The sequence below is a fragment of the Clostridium sp. K13 genome (genome assembly GCF_019734195.1).
In the GTDB taxonomy this organism is placed as follows: domain Bacteria; phylum Bacillota; class Clostridia; order Clostridiales; family Clostridiaceae; genus Clostridium.
On the sequence record NZ_JAASHM010000081.1, the window covers coordinates 1 to 1,930 of the forward strand.

2 protein-coding genes are annotated in these 1,930 nt (G+C 26.0%); both read right to left on the bottom strand.

Annotated features, from left to right (window positions below):
- Positions 1–303 precede the first annotated feature (303 nt).
- On the bottom strand, positions 304–1,461 hold the full coding sequence (gene fliB / locus HCG76_RS18825; RefSeq protein ID WP_221701796.1) for a flagellin lysine-N-methylase: 1,158 nt from the start codon (positions 1,459–1,461) through the stop codon (positions 304–306).
- 129 nt (positions 1,462–1,590) lie between these two features.
- Entirely contained in the window at positions 1,591–1,845 is a 255-nt protein-coding gene (locus HCG76_RS18830; protein WP_221701795.1) for a hypothetical protein, read from the bottom strand.
- Positions 1,846–1,930: the final 85 nt, after the last annotated feature.

Consider the following 1,930-nt stretch of genomic DNA (forward strand, 5'->3'; position numbering starts at 1 on the left):
AGCAAGGATTTATCATGAATGTTTTTTTATTTTATTCAGTTGTAAAATTATTCAAGTATTTTTGCACTATTATAGTATTAAGAAATTAGTGAATGATGAGGTGTTTAATTATGTATACAAGAATAGAAAGTGATTCAATAGGAAGTCTTAAAATCCCTAATAACTCTTATTTCTGCTGAAACACTAGAAAAGATTTTAGATCCTATTAAAATGACAGAAGTTAGTTCTCCATTAAATCAATATTCAATTTAGCAAAAATAAATTAAGGCTGAAACTGCAATCAGCTTCAACCTTAATTTTATATTAATTCATTAAATTTACTATCATCTCTTCAACTGTAAAAACATCATTAGTTTCAAATATTTCTGCTAAAGCTTCTATATTTTCTTCTAAGTGCTCAATATCTTTAGAATACATATGACTAATATCAACTATATCATCATCTGTAACTTCTCCTTCTTCAGTAAATCTTACTACACATAATTCTTTAATCATTAAATAGCTTACAATTGCAGTTTTTACCTTTGCAGATACATCATAATCAAAAACTGCTTTCATAAAATATCTAAATATAAAATAAACTAAAATTTGCTCAAACTTATACTTAGAATCTTCATAATACTTATCAAATGCTTTATTCTTAGCTAAATAAATGTCTTTATCTTCTTCACTTTGCCAGAAATATCTTATTGCATCATCTAACCCTAAAGGATCATTAGGATTTATATGCTTTAACGACTTAAATACATTAAAATATTCTTTCATATTATTATATTTAGCATCTTCGTTATTATTATACTTTTCAAAACTACTAATAACTTCTTTTATAAATTCTTTATCAGAATATTTTTCTCTAACTGACTTTATATCTGTTATTTCATTTTCATCTATCTTATCTTGAATTTCTTTAGTAAAACAAAGAAAGATTGCCACTCTTGTATTTAAATTAATATCCCTATCTTGAAGAATATTTAAAACTATTTGTCTACATTGCATAAGCTCTATATAAAGCTTAGCATTAATATCATTATAAGAGTTTACTTCCTCTTCATTTTCACTTAACTCAAAAATAGCTTTTTCTTCATTTCTTAAAATTATTCTAGCAGCTTCTGGACATGATAAAGAAATACCTATTTCACGTAATCCCCCAAACTCCTCCATATATCTTGGATATTGTTTGCATGTATAGCAAAGAGCATCTTCTCCAACCTCATTATAAATATCACATAATTTATTTTCATTTAAAAACGGACAATCATTACCCTTTAGTACAAATATATTTTCTCCACCATCATGTACTATTTCACTTCTTAATCTATCACCAAAATCACCTTCAACCTTTTGGTACTTTTTATATGTTTCATCATCAATAACTATTCCCCATCCAGCACAACATGTATCTTCACATTCTGATGCTATACACTTGAAATCTTTAAAATATTTTGGTACTCTTATTTTCATTTTCTACCTCACATCTTATGTTTATTAAATTTCTTATACCTCTACTCTTATTTTAATATTTATTAATAATAGTATCAAGTTTCATATGACAAGTCGCCTCAGGGGTGCCCTGAAGCGACTTATCTATCTTTATTTCTGACATTTATTAAATTCAACATAAATATTAGCAAGAGTTCTATTAATAAAATCATTAGTAACATAAGCATTATCAGAAAATAGTAATCCATAATCACTATAAAATCTACTAAGCATAAGCATAATATAAAAGTTTGTTATACTTATTTCAATAATTCCAGTATAAAATGGAATTACTGCACTTGCATTTGAAATTAAATATGTTAAAGATGGAATAAAAGAACTATTTAAATCATAATTTCCTCCCATAACCTTTTTTCGATCTGTTAAGTTATATGAACATTGCTCTTCTCAGCCCAAGGAAATACAATAGGTTTGCGATACTAAATAATAC

Excerpts from the sequence above, each read along its gene's own strand:
- fliB (WP_221701796.1), bottom strand. The coding sequence starts at position 1,461 with ATGAAAATAAGAGTACCAAAATATTTTAAAGATTTCAAGTGTATAGCA.
- HCG76_RS18830 (WP_221701795.1), bottom strand. The coding sequence starts at position 1,845 with ATGGGAGGAAATTATGATTTAAATAGTTCTTTTATTCCATCTTTAACA.